Raw genomic sequence first — 16,051 nt, forward strand, 5'->3', positions numbered from 1 at the left:
GCATTTAAAGCACAAAGGGTGGTGGAAAAATCAACAAATGAATAAACTCATCGAAGATTTATGACGGATTGTCTTCAGTCGGACTTTCTTCAACACGTTGCTCGTTTTCAGCAGTCCCATTTTTAGCAGTACTGTCTTGAGCTTCAGACTTCTTTGCCTTTTTATCTTTATTCTTTTTTGACTTCTTCTTTTTTTTCTTTTTCTTTGGCTCTTCTTCCTCAAACTCAGCACCATCTTCAATCGCTTGCCAGTATTCAAGTTGCTCCATGACAGCAGCGTAGATTGAGCCTTTGCTATAACGACCTTTTTTATCAAGAGTGCCTACTGGACGCGCCATCAAAATTTCTAATGCTTGGTCAATGGTATCTATGGCGTGAATATGGAATTGACCTTGTTGCACAGCTTCAATCACATCTTTGCGTAACATTAAGTGCTGCATATTTTGGCGTGGAATAATCACACCTTGCTTGCCTGTTAACCCTTGTAATTTACATGCATCATAGAAGCCTTCAATCTTGGCATTTACACCCCCAATCGGTTGAACTTGACCCAATTGGTTCATGGAGCCAGTGATTGCCCAAGATTGATCGATCGGTAATTGGCTAATAGCGGAAATAAGAGCTGAAAGCTCTGCAACAGTTGCGCTGTCGCCATCTACTTGGCCATAGCTTTGCTCAAAGGCAAGGGCAGCAGAAAAATGTAAAATTTGTTCACGACCAAAGTGTGCCTTTAAGAAACTCGACATCAGCAGGACGCCTTTGGCATGTAAAGAACCACCGAGTTCTACACTACGCTCGATATCTAAAATATCGCCGCCACCTTGATAAACCGAAGCCGTTAAACGTGACGGTAAACCAAATTCAACATCAGCATATTGAATCACAGAGAGGGCGTTGATCTGCCCGAATCGATGACCTTTGGTTTCGATTAACTGTGTACCGCGAGTAAGATCTTGCCAATATAATTCACGTAAGTAGCCTAGACGGTATTTACGATGATCAAGAGCGGTGTTGATATGTGTTTCTGTCACCATTTTATCGCCAGCAAGTGCTGCATGATGATGTGCTTCACGAATCAAATCACCTAAGGTGAGGGCATGTAATGACAAAGAGCTTTGATCTTCAGCTTGACGACTTGAATCAGTTAACAGTGCAGCAAGTGCTGTACGGTCAAACGGCAGAAGTTTGTCTGTTTGCACATAGTCAGCAATCAGCTGCATATATGCCTGCTCATTAATGTCATTACGTTGTAATGTATCGGTAAAATCGGCACGAATTTTAAAGACACTGCCCAGTTCTGGTTCGAGTTCTAAAATATCGTAATAAATATCAGGTTCAGCAAGCAGGATCACTTTGATATTTAAATCAATAGCTTCTGGCTCAATCGAAATACTGCCAGTCAGCGTAAGCATATGCTCAAGTGACGACAGCTTTAAATGTCCTGACTTTAATGCACGTTTTAGACCTTGCCATGCATAAGGCTGCTCTAAAAGTTGTTCCGCTTCCAAGATGAGGAAACCACCATTGGCCTTATGTAATGCACCGGGACGGATTAACGTAAAGTCTGTGGTGATGGTGCCGTTTTGAGTCAGTTGTTCGACATGACCTAACAAATTGTAATGGGTAGGGAAATCTTCAAAAATAACTGGCGCACCAGCATTTGGTTTATGTGTGGCGATGATGTTTGCTTGGTAGCGAGATGGCACGCGGTTAAATTGGCCGGGTGTAAAGTCATCTTCTTCTTGCTCAAGCACAAACTCAACATTTTGAATGATGTCATCTGCATATTGCTTCAGATAATCTTCCAAGCCTTCAACCATGCTGAATTTATTTTGAATTAGATCAATACGCGGCATTACAACTTGTTTAGCAATTTCACGGTTTAAAACCTGAACTTTATCGCGTGCGTCATCTTCAAGATCACCAAGATGTAGACCAAGGCGTTCAAGTTTTTTATCCATATAACGGACGTTTGACGCAATTTCAGCTCGTTGTTTACTGCTTAGTGCATTGATGTCTTCTTTGGACATTTCTTGGTATTTGTTATCGACCAAATGCACGGGAACGAAACAATGGTCATCATCCTGAGAAATCAGTTTAAGATCGAGCTCTTCACCTTCTCGGGTTAATTCAACTAAAGCAAGATGTTGTTCATCACCAGCATGTTGGCGAATCATTTCAATACGATTGTGATAGGTTTCTGCGGTGAAGCGACGTTCAAGCTGTTTTAATATGGTTTGCCAACTTTGATGTAATAACGCTTGGAACTTTGTCGCTTGACCAGAAGGAAGTTTTAGCGCAATCGGTTCGCGCGGAAATTTAAAATTATTGACATAGACCCAGTCTGAAGGCGTTGGCATATTTTTAGCGTGTTGTTGTAATAAGCGCTTAATCATGGTGCGCTTACCTAAGCCTGCGGTACCTACAGCAAAAATGTTATAGCCTGAATAGGGTAATGCAATGCCAGCCTCGACCGAAGCTCGGGCACGATCTTGTCCTAAAAAGTCATTAAGTGGTTTGATCCGCTTGGTAGACGTCGGTATTTTTTTAAGCTCAGGCGTATGCGTCAGCTGAAGCGGCTGCAACTGGGTTTTAGTTAAAGTATTCTGTATTTCGGGTTGATCAAAAGCACTCTTTAGTGTCGTTACTGTTTCTGCTAAGTTTTTTGTGTTGGTTTCATTAATGGTGGTTGATAAAGAAGAGTGAATTTGTTCAAGTCGCTGGGTCACTGTTGAATCCAAAAAACTAAAGAATAGAGATATGTAATTAAGGTATACAGGTTTAATGCCAAAGATCAAGCAACAGCATGCGAAATATCGATAAAATAAAACAATGATTTCATAAATGTTGTTGAAACCGTTGTCATTAAGCGCTTGAATAGCAACATTCGATTTTGACAAAAATAACTGAGTCATGACAACACAAGCTTCAGGATGGAAATCTGCTTTTACTGCATTTTTAGACCGACGTGCGCTGATTATGCTTTTTCTTGGCTTTTCGGCCGGTATCCCAATTTTACTGATCTTTTCCAGTTTATCGCTTTGGTTAGGTGAAGCAGGAATTGATAAAAGTGCAGTGACTTTTTTTAGTTGGGCAGCGCTTGGCTATTCGTTTAAGTTTGTTTGGGCGCCATTAATTGATGAGTTACCTGTGCCATTTTTAACCAAACAACTCGGACGGCGCCGTGCATGGTTGTTGATCGCTCAAGTTCTCATTATCTGTGCAATTTGTATCATGGCATTTTCAGACCCAGCTTTAGGACAAAGCTATATTTACCAAATGGCTGCTGGAGCCGTATTACTAGGTTTTTCTGCCGCAACGCAAGACATTGTGATTGATGCTTATCGTATTGAGTTGGCTGAAACTGAAATGCAGACCGTTTTAGCTTCGACCTATAATGCAGGTTATCGTATCGGCATGATCGTGGCAGGTGCAGGGGCGTTATTTTTGGCTGCATATTTAGGCACGGCCAAAGGTAACTATATTTATGAAGCTTGGAAATATACTTACCTTGCAATGGCTGCTGTGATGGCTATCGGTATTATCACAACTTTATCGATACGTGAGCCGCAGGTTGACCGTGTACAAAAGCATTATAAACGGACCGACTATTATCGTTTAGTTGCTGTATTCTTTGCTGCGGTGGTTGCCTTTGTCTTGAGTTATATCTATTCAGGTGTGGCAGTTGAAAGCTTGAAAGAGCAGTGGCAAATTTCAGACTCATTTGCATTGTTCTGTTTAGAGGCTGTGCGCTTTATTGGTTCAGCTGTTATCGCTTTTGGTATCGGTTCAGTTTTGGTGAAATCAGGTGCTGTAAATAAGCAGATGGCATTTGAAACTTGGGTCAATCCAGTTGCTGATTTCTTTAAGCGCTATGGTTTAAAACTGGCTTTAGTGCTGTTGTTACTCATTGGTTTTTACCGTATTTCCGATATTATCGCTGGCGTCATTTCCAATGTGTTTTATCAAGATTTAAACTTCACCAAAGAGCAGATTGCTGAAGCTGTAAAAGTCTATGGTGTGATATTTAGCTTGGTTGGTGGCTTTCTTGGCGGTTTGCTAGCGCAGCGCATGAACATTATGAAATTGATGTTTGTCGGTGCGATTCTAGCAAGTTCAACAAACTTGATTTTTATCGGTCTGGTCAAATCAGGTCAGCCATTGAGTGATGTCACTGTCAATGTAGCAGGGCAGCAATATACAGCGACACCGGATGACACGGGTGCTTGGTCAGTTCAAATTCCAAAAGCAGTCTTGGCTGCAGATCAAAATATTAAGGTCAGTGCGGATTATCAGTCGAAGAGTCAGCATCCAGTACAGGTGAGTTTGCCGTATCTGAATAATGCTTTTTCAAACTCAGCAATGATGTTGCTGCCAGTGACTTCAGATAACACGATTTCAGCTCAAGAGACTGCAAATAGTATCGTGGTACGTGGACAATACTTGGCTGGCGAGTTAAAAGAAAATCAAAAAATTCAAATTATTCTGGATGCTAAACCATTCGACGCGAAGCTTGATAAAACCGGTGTTTTTAGTGCGGCAATTCCAGGGCAAGTGCTCGAAACAGCAAAGCAAAAAACTTTAACGGCTCAACTCCTAGAAAATGATGTAGTGAAAAAGAGTGTCGATTTAGCATATCAAGTGAATACAGCGGCCAATATGGCGGGTGTGCTTGGTGTTGATATTCAACCGATTAATTTGGCTAGTGCTGAACAAAATGTGGACATCAAAGGTAAGGTCATTAAGCCTTATAGTTCGCTGTGGCTATATTTCGCGATCATTGTCGATAACTTGGCGTCAGGTCTTGCAGGCGCGGCATTTATTGCATTTTTATCGAGCTTGACCAGTGTTTCTTTCACAGCGGTTCAATATGCCATCTTTAGTTCATTAATGACTTTAACCCCTAAAATTTTAGGCGGTTACTCAGGTACGATTGTGACCAATATCGGTTATCCAAACTTTTTCTTGATGACGACTTTAATTGGTATTCCGATTTTAATTTTAGTGGTTTGGGTCGCCAAACTATTGAGAGAACATGAACAAAAATCCAATTCATAATTCAATTTAACTTAAAAAAAGCCTATTCAGTTTGAGTGGGCTTTTTTATTCTAAGCTGTTAAATAGCCTAAGCAGGTCTACGGTTTTGGACAAGGATATTTGAAATAAGGCGGTATATGTGCTCTAGACTTAAATTGAACTTTGCATGTTAAATCCCTATAGTATTCAAACATAATGATAGATTTAGGAAACTCGATTATGCGCATGCTGCATACCATGTTACGTGTAGGCAATTTAGAACGTTCATTGGCGTTCTATACTGAAGTACTCGGTATGACTTTGCTTCGTAAGCGTGATTATGAAGAAGGTCGTTTTACTTTGGCATTTGTGGGCTATGGTGATGAAGAAAATCATACCGTACTCGAGTTAACGCATAACTGGGATACAGATAGTTATGAATTGGGTAATGCTTATGGCCATATCGCTATTGCTGTAGATGACGCCTACAAGGCTTGTGAAGAAATTAAAGCACGTGGCGGAAACGTGGTACGCGAAGCAGGGCCAATGAAAGGTGGTGTGACCGTCATTGCCTTTGTTGAAGATCCAGATGGCTATAAAATTGAATTGATCCAACAAGACTCAAATGCACGAAATAATTAATCTGCAATTATTCATTTAAAGTCATATGTAATTCTGAATATTCTTATTATAAATATTTTTGAGTTGAGCTCACTATCAACGTTTAAAATAATGAATATATCGGAGAAAAGCTGGCTTTATTTACATGGCCCAGTAAGATGAAATTTACTCAATGGTAAATTTAGCTTATTGGGCATTTTTTTGTCGATGCGTTTAAAGGAAAATTTGTACAGGATGTTGTTATGCTGAAAATGTTGGCTTTGGATCGTTTTACCATTCTACTTTTTGTAATGGTCATACTTGCGACGTTTTTGCCTGTTAGTGGGCAAGCTGCAGAAATCTTTGGCTATATTACAACGGCTGCAATTGCCATTTTATTTTTTCTCCATGGTGCAAAGTTGTCTCGTGAGGCTGTGGTTGAAGGCATTATGCATTGGAAGTTACATGCTTTAGTTTTTGCTTTTACCTTTGCATTATTTCCATTATTGGGTTTAATGGCGAAACCAATCCTCGTGCCGATGTTAGGGCAAGAGTTGTATTGGGGCTTTTTGTTTATGTGCTTTTTACCTTCGACAGTACAGTCTTCTATTGCATTTACTTCGGTAGCACAGGGTAATGTTGCTGGCGCAGTCTGTAGTGCATCATTTTCAAATATTATTGGGATGTTTATTACCCCAGTGATGGTGGCCTATTTTATTCTCGGTCAGTCACAACATAACTACGATCCGACGGCATCTATTATCCAAATTACCCTGTTATTGCTGATTCCCTTCATTTTAGGGCAGCTCCTCCGTCCTTGGGTGTTTCCTTATATGAAGAAAATGCCAAAAATCGTGAAGGTATTTGATCAGGGCTCAATTTTGATGGTGGTTTATGGTGCATTCAGTAGTGCAGTGGTGGCAGGGCTATGGCATCAAGTGAGTGGTATGACCTTATTCCTATTGATTGTGGCGTGCTCAGTCCTGTTAACGATTATTATGTTATTGGCGTTATATGTGCCACGTTGGTTGGGCTTCAGCCGAGCTGATCAAAAGACGATTTTCTTTTGTGGCTCTAAAAAAACCTTGGCGAGTGGCGTGCCCATGGCACAAATTTTATTTATTGGGCAGCCGATGGGGATGATAGTTTTACCGATTATGATCTTTCACCAAATTCAGTTGATGGTCTGTGGTGTGATTGCCAACCTTTGGGCAAAACAAAGCCGTGGGCAAGAATAAGGGCGAGATGAGTACGTCCATTTAAAATACCTTAATATAGATGAAAAGAAAAAAATCATGAAAATTAAACAAGGCTTCTTCATTTTATTCTTGGGTTTGAACACAGTCGTTCATGCCCAAGAGGATTTATCCGTAAATAGTAACCGTGATGTCATTGAAAAAATGCCGCTCATCAGCCTGCAGCCCATGTTGGATTTTTGTCGTGATCGACAACCACAGATGAATACGGAATTAGATCAGGCTTATCAAACTGCAAAGCTTAAATTAATTGCTGCGGTTCAGGCTGTCCGTTTTAAGGGTGTAGAGCCATTAAAGGCAAAAGATGTTGATCTGTCAGTCGATGCACAATTTAAACAGCAGCTTCAAAGTATTTTAGAGGGTATGAGCAGATCATTACAGTCAGTAAATGCTACGACGTTTTGTCCTGCATTTATTGAAAGATTAAACCATTTTGATCAAGCCCAATTTCAGCGTACAGTCGAATTACAATATCAGAAATATTTAGAGCAAGCTCAACCTAAAGAGTAGAGCGATTCAGCCTTGAATATCTATTTATTAACATTAAAAAATCAGCTATAATTTGCCCCAACTTGTTGTGCTTAGCTCTGACGGTATCCGTCTCGGTGGGCCAAAAGAATGGTCTGTTATGGTGTTGGTCTGCTTTTTTAAGCCTTCCTTGTAGCGATACAAGAGTGATCAATTGCGATGACAGCTAAACCTTCTTAAATCTTAGGAGTAATCGACGATGCGCGCCGATATTCACCCAAAATATGAAACTTTAGTTGCTACATGTTCATGCGGTAACGTAATTGAAACTCGTTCAGCTCTTGGTAAAGAAACTATTTACCTAGACGTATGTTCTGCTTGCCACCCATTCTACACTGGTAAACAGAAAAGCGTTGACACTGGCGGTCGTATCGACAAATTCAAGCAACGTTTTGCTGGTATGTCACGTTCTATCAAACGTTAATATCCAAAACGAAAAACGGGCTTTATGCCCGTTTTTTTGTGCCGATAAAAAAGATAAACCTTAAATCGGCAATGTTCAGAACCTTATTGGTCCTGAACATCGATGAGATGGTCGAGTTTCTTCTGGAAATAATCGCCTTGAATAAAGCGAGCTTCGACATTCCAAGCATTGGCAAACAGTGTCATGTCATTTAATTCACGTAGCATGATTTCAACAGTTTTGATTTCATGATAAGTGGTAATTTTTTCTTGCAGCTCTTGGCACGACTTATCGTTTGCAAGCATTTTGGTCAAACTTGAATCTAATGTTAAGCAGTGAACATCCATTTGGCGTAATAATGATTCACTAAACATCGAATGACCAAAATTGCGTAAAGCCAGTTCGGCACCATTTTTACGAAGTTCTACAAATGCTTTTTGAGCGGCATCGATATTGAGCTGAATGTCTTCTTCGGCAAATTGTAAAATCAGTGGATTTTTCAATTTACTACGAATAATCGTAATTAGTTTCGAAATAAACTCAGGGAAGGTGCGGTCGTTATATAGCACTTCTTTGTTCAGGTTAACGATTAATTTAGCTTCAGGGAACTGAGTGATGAAGTTGTGTAGCTGTTTACACGATTCAACCAAGATCCAACGATCCAATTTAATGGAAAGCTCCGAGTCTTCAGCTAACTCACGCAGTTGGGCGATATCTTTCCATTTATTTTCAAAAATAAAGCCGCTGGTTACTTCATAAGTATAAAGATGAGAATCTTCTTTATCATACAGTTGTTGATATTTCAGATGAATTTCACCGCGTTCTAAGCAGTTACGAAGGGCCTTAATAACAGGAGCTTCATCACTAACGACAATCGGTGCAATTTGCGCTTCTGGTGTACCAAAATCCAAACTTGGAATATCAATTTCTAATGGAATCGTTAAATCGATTTCAGGCGCTTGTTGGTTGGTAGGTAGCGCAGTATTAAAGGCTTTTGCAACAAAGGTTTCAAAATGTGCTTCATCACGAATATCGCTGTCTAAAACACTGTATCCCATGCGTAAATTTAATGGATAAGTTTCATTATTTACACTGAGTAATTGAGGTTTGCTCAGGGTGTTAAGACCAATTAATTTAGACTCAAGTTTGAGCTGATTATCCGCTTGGAATAAGGCAACCATTGCACCATTGTCTAAACTAAATAATGGAGCATGTGTTTGATCTTTCAAGAAGTCTTTAATATTGGTGAAATAGCTTTTATAAGTATTCCAATCTTTTTGAAAAATCGCATCTGAGCAAGAAGCCAACGTAAATAGCACTAATGCATTTACATTGGCAGGTTGTTGGCCGATGGTACGGTTGAGTTGTTGAAAAGCTTTTGGTTTTTGTGGGCTGGCTTCAACTGGCGCGGTGCTTACAGCATTGTTGCTTTGACTGCCAATTTCAATTGCGAGCTGTAAAGCATCTTCTTCAGCCGCAGCAATAAATTCGAGTTTTAGTGGGTTTTGCCCAGCCACAGCGCTATTTTGCGAATCAAGATCAAAACGTCCTAAATCGAGCTGCCCTTGGCTGATTTTTTTAAAGCGTTGTTTAAAGTCGTTGAGGTCAGTAGGTTGTAATAGATCGAGTAAAGGCAGACCAATTACATCATCTTCATTTTTTAGACCAAACAAAGTGAGATATTCAGCATTGGCTTGAATATGAATGCCTTCTTGAATCACGGCAACCGCTTTACGACTATCTTCAACTAAAGACTGGGTTTGGATTTGAGCTGTTTCGAGCTCTTCCATTAAATGTTGCTGCGATTGTTGTAGGCGACTAAAGGATAAAGCACGGATTAAACCAAAATAGAAACTCTCAGGTTCAGCAATATCGACAATGTCATAAATCCCTTTTTTGACTAAACTTGCATATTGTTCTGCTTGATAGTCTTCGGGTTTAAGTAAAATAATCGGTAAATTCGGTTGGCTCGATAGTTGAACTAAACTTAAAGCTTGTTCATATTTTAAATCATAAGCACGTCCAAAAATGATCAAGTCCCAATTGAGATTCAGCTGTTTTTCGAAATTTTGTAAATCATCAAGTAATATGGCATGAACTTGATGTTCGCTGTCTGTCAATAAATCACGTATCTGGTTAAAACGTATTTGATTATCATCAATAATGAGTAATCGAGTTTCCGTACGTTTTAGTTTTTTGGATAGTAATGGATTTCTCACTTTAATGCTTCCCATAAGTCGTTATTTTTGATCTCATTGCTCTGTTTCGCAATATAGTCTTTAACGACATTTTCTTGCTCTTCATTCAATAATTCATATTCAAAGCGAATAAAGCTTTGCGTCACCAACTGCGCTTTGGTGAGGTAGACTTTGATGTCTTCTTTGCCTAAGCGAAGGTGGACCGTTTGTTTCTCTCGGAAGAGATTTGCCCCAGGTAAAATTAAGGTCGTAGACACCTGATCTAGTTGTGTGGTCTGAACCAATAAAGCAGGTTGATGATTTGTTGTATTGCGGTCGGTACGAATATGGGCTGAACATGGATACAAATCTTGAGCCAGTACTTCGAGACCCAATTCCAAACTTTTTTCAGTCGATTGTTTGATCCAACGAACAACACCGCCACGCCATTGGCTTTGAGCATTTTCTTGGATCAAAATAAATTCGCCGGTTTTTAAATTGGCTGGGGTAGGCCCAGTCCATTTAATGCGATAACCATTCACACTAATATCTAAAACGTCGGCGGTATGAATTTGTTTCGCTTCACGATCTAGCGCTTTCGCATTGGTCATGCCCGTTGGCATATTTGAATCATGCGAATTGACAAAAGACGCTTCATTGTGGAATTGATAGTTGCCTTCTAAATCTAAAGTTTCATGGAAGTTTTTACCTTTAGAGAGATAGAAATGCGCCACCATTAAGCTAAAGCAAATATTGATTTGCGCAGAATATTCATAACGTTCATGACGACGTTCAGTGTTGTTGGTCAAAATATTATGAATATGGAAATACAGCGCAGGGGTTAAGAATAGCTTTTCATTTTTAGAAAGGAAATTGGCATTCTTAGTTTGCGTTTCGGTCAAATGATCGAGCAAGTTTTGCGTTGAAATGTACACATTGGCTTGATACGACCGATCTTGTTTAGAGTTATAAATCGGTGGATGATCTTTTTTCGTGTCTACAATATAGCGTGAAAGCGTGGTTTCTTTCGGTAGGATTTGAACCAATTTTACCCAGTCAAAGCTACATAAATACAAGCCTTGGATTTCAGCAGGGCGGATCTGATGATTATTGAAAATATCTAATAAGATCAATTGTGCATAAGCTTGGGCAATATTTGCAATTTGATGTTGAGTACCCAGTAACTGATTGACATTACTTTGATAGAAATTGTGTTCAATGGCACATTCAATCAGTTGATGTGCCGCAATCCATTGACCTGCAGTCGGTGTGGCATACAACATATGTTGTTGATACAACAACAGTGTCAGTTGTTGCAACGCATAGTAGATTGATGCAATTCGAGCGGTTTGTAAGCTTTTTTTATGGCCGAATGAAAAAATCGAAAACTTTTGTTGATTAAGCTGCTGATTACATCGTTTGGCAATATCAATATAGATTTTGGCAAAGTGACTGCGTAAAAGCATCGCCAATTCAATGATTTGGTCATTACGATCCGTGGTAATGAGGCTTTGATTGGTAAAGTGTTTTTCTAAGCTTGTGAGCACACTTTCCATAGTCGGATGTAAAATTTGAACCAAATCAAAACGTAACATCTCTTGGCATTTCAGCTCGGAGATTTCAAGTAAGGCATTGAATAAAGCTTTAGATGAGGTACCCAATTGTAAAATTGAAATACCGTTTAACCACTCTTGCAGACCTTTAGCATTGGTCGGACAAAAGCTTAATTTATCCAGCTTTAATTCAGTCGGATTGTAAAACGTATCTGAAGTATGCGTGGTCATCTTTATTATTTAACTCAAAAAGTTGAAGCCCCAAAAAGCGGTGTCTTGTTTTTTTCGCCCGCTATTTCCCGTACAAGTTTAGGAACCAAATAACCAGGTAGGTTCTCTAAAACTTTTTTATAAATTAAATCAATATCCTGAGCTGGTGTATCAAAATGATGAGCACCTTTTACTTTATCCAGAACATGCAAATAATATGGCATTACACCTGCGTCGAATAAGCGGTAACTTAAATCGACCAACACTTCTGCAGAATCATTAACCCCTTTTAATAAGACTGCTTGGTTCAGCACGGTGATTCCTTGTTTGACAAGCTGTTGAAGCTGGCTGCACGTGAAGTCATCTAGCTCTGATGGATGATTTGAGTGTACCACTAGAATAATGCGTAGCCTACTGTTTTTTAAATTAGAAACCAGCTCTTCATCGACACGGTTGGGGATTACGATAGGAACTCGTGAATGAATTCTCAAAAATTTAATTTGTGGCAAAGTCGATAAACGTTCAATCCACACTTGAAGTTTACGATTTGATAGTGTGAGCGGGTCTCCACCACTTAAAATCACTTCATTAATATCGGGTTGTTGTTCAATATATTGTTTAATGTTTGCCCAATCGTCATTTTTAGGCAGGTTTTCTTGGTAGGGAAAATGCCGGCGGAAACAATAACGGCAATGGACCGCGCAGGCACCGGTTAAAGTCAGTAAAAAACGAGACTTGTACTTATGTAATACCCCTGGCTGTTGGTTAGCCTGCTCTTCACCTAAAGGGTCGGTGACAAAACCGGCGTGTTCTTCAAGTTCCAAATGATGCGGTAGGACTTGGAGTAAAAGCGGATCAAGCGGATTACCTTTTTGCATTTTTTCGACAAAAGCGCGCGGCACACGTAGGCGAAACTCATCTGCTGCGAACTGAGCACCAGATAATAACTGATCATGCGAAAGTTCTAATACATCGAGTAATTCTTGAGGATTTGTAATCAAATCACTCAATTGGGTTTGCCAGTTTTGCTCTTGAAATAAATAGTTTATCATGCCGATTGTTTAAAAAATGCAGAAAGGTGAGTAGGGAATATTGCTGAAATTAATGCGTCGAACTTTTAAGTGTAAGCTGAAATAATTCCGATAAAGCTCACAACGGATGAAGCCTACGAAACATTTATTAAGTTTCAGTAAACAGCAATTTTACCTGTTTGTGGGCATTGTATAAACAAAGTTCTTTAATGTCTGAGTGTAAGTTAAGCAGCTTGACCCCTTTAATGGGGATTTTTTCGTTGCGACATGGTGCATTGGTCATTTAGAATACGCAATATCACATTAATGTGCATGTGGCAGCCAATGTTACAGTCAGTACTTGCTAAATGACATGTTACAGCCCATAGCATCTATAGATTAAAGTTAGTAAGTTTGGAGTGAGCCAGTCATGGCCTATTATTCTACGAATGATTTCAAGTCAGGCCTTAAGGTCATGCTTGACGGTAACCCATGTTCAATCATGGAAAACGAATACGTAAAACCAGGTAAAGGCCAAGCTTTTAACCGCGTAAAATTACGTAACCTTAAAACTGGTAAAGTTTTAGAAAAAACTTTCAAATCTGGTGATTCACTAGAAGCTGCTGACATCCAAGAAGTTGAAATGAACTACTTGTATAACGACGGTGAAATGTGGAACTTCATGGATCCAGAATCTTTCGAACAAATCGCTGCTGATAAAGTTGCTATGGGTGACGCGGCTAAATGGTTGAAAGATGACTCAAATGAACTTTGCACAATCATGCTTTGGAACGGTGTTCCTTTAACTGTGAGCGCGCCCAACTTCGTTGTATTAAAAATCGTTGAAACTGATCCAGGTGTACGTGGTGATACTTCAGGCGGTGGCGGTAAACCGGCTAAGCTTGAAACTGGTGCAGTTGTACGTGTTCCATTATTCGTACAGCAAGAAGAAAGCGTTCGTGTAGACACTCGTACTGGTGACTATTTAGAACGTGCATAATGGTTTAAAAATAGACTATTATCGAAAGGGATGAAGTGATTCATCCCTTTTTTTATACCTATTGGTTTAAATTTTTATTCCAAAGTATTAGATGAAAAAGCCCATAACAGGAGTAGAGTTTCAAGGGAAGAAACAGCAGTACCTCGAACAAGAAAAATCAAGCTGATTTATTTCAACATTTATGAGGGATTGAGATGGAAACCATTCAACCGAAGTCAGGAATGGCTTCAAAGATTATCTGGCTGTTTGTAGCCATTCTAGGTGCCGTTTCATTCGGCATACTAGCACTCAGTCGAGGCGAGCATGTCAATGCAGTTTGGCTGATCCTTGCAGCAATCTGTGTGTATAGCATTGCATATCGTTTTTATAGTTTATTTATTGCCAATAAAGTCTTTGAACTGAATGAGCGACGTTTAACGCCTGCCCATCGCTTAGCTGACGGCTTGGATTATGTACCGACCAATAAAAGCGTTCTATTTGGTCACCACTTTGCTGCGATTGCAGGTGCAGGCCCATTAGTCGGACCGATCCTTGCTGCGCAAATGGGTTATTTGCCGGGAACTATTTGGCTCTTGGTGGGTGTTGTTCTTGCCGGTGCGGTTCAAGACTTTTTAGTCTTGTTCATCTCAACGCGTCGTGATGGTCGTTCACTCGGTGAAATGGCAAAACAAGAACTAGGTTCTTTTGCCGGAATCATCGTGATGCTTGGTGCACTTGGCGTGATGATCATCATTCTTGCGGTACTTGCTTTGGTTGTTGTAAAAGCGTTGACCAACAGTCCGTGGGGTGTTTTCAGTATCGCGGCCACTGTACCGATTGCGATTTTCATGGGTATCTACATGCGATTTATCCGTCCGGGTAAAATTGCAGAAGTGTCGATCATTGGTTTTGTACTGATGATGGCAGGGATTATCTATGGTGGTGACATTGCACAGCACCCATACTGGGGTCCATTCTTTACACTTTCAGGTACTGAACTAACTTGGTGGTTGATTGGTTATGGTTTCGTGGCATCAGTATTACCCGTTTGGTTACTGCTTGCACCACGTGATTACCTATCTACTTTCTTGAAAATTGGTGTTATTGCAGGTTTGGCAATCGGGATCATGTTTGCTTTACCTGAAATGAAAATGCCAGCGGTAACGCATTTTATTGATGGTACGGGTCCTGTATTTGCAGGCTCAATGTTCCCATTCTTGTTTATTACCATTGCCTGTGGTGCGATTTCAGGTTTCCATGCGCTCGTTTCTTCAGGAACGACACCGAAGCTTGTGAATAATGAAAAAGATATTCGCATGATCGGTTATGGCGGCATGTTGATGGAGTCTTTTGTTGCGATTATGGCTTTGGTCTGTGCAACGATTCTTGAGCCTGGTGTGTATTTTGCGATTAATGCGCCAGCAGCTGTGATTGGTACAACGGTTGAGTCCGCTGCAGAAGCAGTTCGTACATTAGGCTTCGTGGTAACACCTGAAGCATTGACCTTACTTGCACAAGAAGTGGGTGAAAATTCGATTCTGTCTCGTACAGGTGGTGCGCCAACATTTGCGATTGGTATGGCTCACATTATTACGGAAATTTTCAATAACCGTTCAATGATGGCGTTCTGGTATCACTTCGCGATTTTATTTGAAGCACTTTTCATTTTAACAGCTGTGGATGCAGGTACTCGCGCATGTCGTTTCATGGTGCAAGATACAGTGGGTATCGTGGTTCCTGCGGTTAAAAACTCTCATAATTTCTTCGGAAATCTGTTGGGTACAGCGGTGGCTGTCGCAGGTTGGGGCTTCTTCGTTTACCAAGGTGTGGTTGACCCACTTGGTGGTATTAATAGCTTATGGCCGCTATTTGGTATTGGTAACCAAATTCTTGCTGCGATGGCATTGATCTTGGGTACAGTGATTTTATTCAAGATGAAAAAACAAAAGTATGTTTGGGTGACGATTATCCCAACAGTATTCTTGTTTATCACTTCTATGACCGCTGGTTGGCAGAAGATTTTCCACGAAAATCCAAAGATTGGTTTCTTGGCTCAGGCAGATCGTTTTAACGCAGCAATTGCGAAAAATGAATTGTTGGCACCTGCAAAAACCATGGCTGAAATGCATACGGTTGCATTGTCGAATCAAATCAATGCTGGTCTTTGTGCATTCTTTATGATCGTGGCATTTGTGATGTTATTTGCAGCGATTGGTGTGGTGCGTCGTGCCTTGGCAAATCCAAATCCATCGGTGAATGAAGCAGAAGCGATTTACCGTGACCCAGCTGAAATTAATCCGTCAAATTCAGCACATTAATA

Annotated in this window: 11 protein-coding genes; 7 read left to right on the plus strand and 4 right to left on the minus strand. The window is 40.2% G+C overall.

The annotated features are described in order from the left end of the window. Nucleotides 1-58: 58 nt before the first annotated feature. Nucleotides 59-2,707, minus strand: coding sequence for a Lon protease family protein (locus MST16_RS06285; RefSeq protein WP_373683929.1), 2,649 nt, complete (start codon nucleotides 2,705-2,707; stop codon nucleotides 59-61). A 205-nt stretch (nucleotides 2,708-2,912) separates the two neighbouring features. Here MST16_RS06285 and MST16_RS06290 point away from each other — a divergent pair, with 205 nt between their 5' ends. From MST16_RS06290 to rpmE, 5 genes are all read left to right on the plus strand, one after another. Continuing rightward, nucleotides 2,913-5,057 (plus strand): MFS transporter, encoded by a 2,145-nt coding sequence (locus MST16_RS06290; protein WP_180010403.1) that lies wholly within the window; start codon nucleotides 2,913-2,915, stop codon nucleotides 5,055-5,057. A 198-nt stretch (nucleotides 5,058-5,255) separates the two neighbouring features. Beyond that, complete coding sequence (gene gloA / locus MST16_RS06295) at nucleotides 5,256-5,657, plus strand: lactoylglutathione lyase (RefSeq protein WP_078190168.1); 402 nt, start codon at nucleotides 5,256-5,258, stop codon at nucleotides 5,655-5,657. 221 nt (nucleotides 5,658-5,878) lie between these two features. Continuing rightward, the gene (locus tag MST16_RS06300; RefSeq protein WP_078190167.1) at nucleotides 5,879-6,853 is read left to right on the plus strand and encodes a bile acid:sodium symporter family protein; all 975 of its coding nucleotides are present in this window, start codon (nucleotides 5,879-5,881) and stop codon (nucleotides 6,851-6,853) included. Between the two features lie 57 nt (nucleotides 6,854-6,910). After that, entirely contained in the window at nucleotides 6,911-7,381 is a 471-nt protein-coding gene (locus tag MST16_RS06305; RefSeq protein ID WP_180010402.1) for a hypothetical protein, read from the plus strand. A 217-nt stretch (nucleotides 7,382-7,598) separates the two neighbouring features. Next, on the plus strand, nucleotides 7,599-7,823 hold the full coding sequence (gene rpmE / locus MST16_RS06310; RefSeq protein WP_078190165.1) for a 50S ribosomal protein L31: 225 nt from the start codon (nucleotides 7,599-7,601) through the stop codon (nucleotides 7,821-7,823). An 83-nt stretch (nucleotides 7,824-7,906) separates the two neighbouring features. Here the strand turns inward: rpmE and MST16_RS06315 are convergent, their stop codons facing one another. Genes MST16_RS06315 through epmB form a run of 3 tightly spaced genes read right to left on the minus strand, consistent with a single transcriptional unit; the run spans nucleotide 7,907 to nucleotide 12,794 of the window. Then, nucleotides 7,907-10,036, minus strand: coding sequence for an EAL domain-containing protein (locus tag MST16_RS06315; protein WP_180010401.1), 2,130 nt, complete (start codon nucleotides 10,034-10,036; stop codon nucleotides 7,907-7,909). Next, the gene (locus tag MST16_RS06320; RefSeq protein ID WP_180010400.1) at nucleotides 10,018-11,763 is read right to left on the minus strand and encodes a GTPase; all 1,746 of its coding nucleotides are present in this window, start codon (nucleotides 11,761-11,763) and stop codon (nucleotides 10,018-10,020) included. The genes MST16_RS06315 and MST16_RS06320 overlap by 19 nt, the downstream gene beginning before the upstream one ends. Before the next feature lie 14 nt (nucleotides 11,764-11,777). Further along, complete coding sequence (gene epmB, locus MST16_RS06325; protein WP_180010399.1) at nucleotides 11,778-12,794, minus strand: EF-P beta-lysylation protein EpmB; 1,017 nt, start codon at nucleotides 12,792-12,794, stop codon at nucleotides 11,778-11,780. A 388-nt stretch (nucleotides 12,795-13,182) separates the two neighbouring features. Here epmB and efp point away from each other — a divergent pair, with 388 nt between their 5' ends. Together efp and MST16_RS06335 are read left to right on the plus strand one after the other, a co-directional pair. Continuing rightward, entirely contained in the window at nucleotides 13,183-13,752 is a 570-nt protein-coding gene (gene efp, locus MST16_RS06330) for an elongation factor P (protein ID WP_067762759.1), read from the plus strand. A gap of 194 nt (nucleotides 13,753-13,946) precedes the next feature. After that, nucleotides 13,947-16,049: a carbon starvation CstA family protein gene (locus tag MST16_RS06335; RefSeq protein ID WP_078190161.1), complete on the plus strand. Its 2,103-nt coding sequence runs from the start codon at nucleotides 13,947-13,949 to the stop codon at nucleotides 16,047-16,049. Nucleotides 16,050-16,051 lie beyond the last annotated feature (2 nt).

The sequence above is a fragment of the Acinetobacter sp. YH16040_T genome (assembly GCF_024605785.1).
GTDB classification, from domain to species: Bacteria; Pseudomonadota; Gammaproteobacteria; order Pseudomonadales; family Moraxellaceae; genus Acinetobacter; species Acinetobacter amyesii.

What these genes read in the sequence shown, in the direction of transcription:
- MST16_RS06315 (WP_180010401.1), bottom strand. Translation starts at nt 10,036, where the DNA reads ATGGGAAGCATTAAAGTGAGAAATCCATTACTATCCAAAAAACTAAAA.
- MST16_RS06305 (WP_180010402.1), top strand. Translation starts at nt 6,911, where the DNA reads ATGAAAATTAAACAAGGCTTCTTCATTTTATTCTTGGGTTTGAACACA.
- gloA (WP_078190168.1), top strand. Translation starts at nt 5,256, where the DNA reads ATGCGCATGCTGCATACCATGTTACGTGTAGGCAATTTAGAACGTTCA.
- epmB (WP_180010399.1), bottom strand. Translation starts at nt 12,794, where the DNA reads ATGATAAACTATTTATTTCAAGAGCAAAACTGGCAAACCCAATTGAGT.
- MST16_RS06290 (WP_180010403.1), top strand. Translation starts at nt 2,913, where the DNA reads ATGACAACACAAGCTTCAGGATGGAAATCTGCTTTTACTGCATTTTTA.
- MST16_RS06300 (WP_078190167.1), top strand. Translation starts at nt 5,879, where the DNA reads ATGCTGAAAATGTTGGCTTTGGATCGTTTTACCATTCTACTTTTTGTA.
- rpmE (WP_078190165.1), top strand. Translation starts at nt 7,599, where the DNA reads ATGCGCGCCGATATTCACCCAAAATATGAAACTTTAGTTGCTACATGT.
- efp (WP_067762759.1), top strand. Translation starts at nt 13,183, where the DNA reads ATGGCCTATTATTCTACGAATGATTTCAAGTCAGGCCTTAAGGTCATG.
- MST16_RS06335 (WP_078190161.1), top strand. Translation starts at nt 13,947, where the DNA reads ATGGAAACCATTCAACCGAAGTCAGGAATGGCTTCAAAGATTATCTGG.
- MST16_RS06320 (WP_180010400.1), bottom strand. Translation starts at nt 11,763, where the DNA reads ATGACCACGCATACTTCAGATACGTTTTACAATCCGACTGAATTAAAG.